The sequence below is a fragment of the Bacillus sp. SIMBA_005 genome, from assembly GCF_046535585.1.
Classification (GTDB): Bacteria; Bacillota; Bacilli; order Bacillales; family Bacillaceae; genus Bacillus; species Bacillus pumilus.
In genome coordinates this window covers 1-241 of sequence record NZ_JAWRWI010001048.1, presented here as the reverse complement: position 1 = coordinate 241, position 241 = coordinate 1, and the positions used below count along the sequence as shown (strand labels likewise).

General features: G+C 61.0%; 1 protein-coding gene. It reads left to right on the top strand.

Going from position 1 to position 241, the window contains the following annotated elements; translation table 11 throughout:
• Positions 1 to 241: NAD(P)H-dependent oxidoreductase (locus tag SB660_RS23310; protein ID WP_410584934.1), on the top strand; the 241-nt coding region annotated here is incomplete at both ends.

Genomic DNA, 241 nt, shown 5'->3' with positions numbered 1-241 from the left:
CACATCGATTCGAGCATCCTGGGTGGCAATAGCGTCAGCAGAGCCCTTAGCCAGGCAGTGGTGAACCAGCTTGGCGGCGCCGATCTACAGGTCACCTATCGCGACCTCGCGGCGCAGCCAATCGGGCATCTGACCGCCGATTACTTGAACGGCTTCAACGCGGAGGTGGAAGAGTTTGAGCCCGCGCTGCAGCAGGATATCGTTATGGGAGCGCGCGCACTGGAAGAGTTTCTGGCGGCAG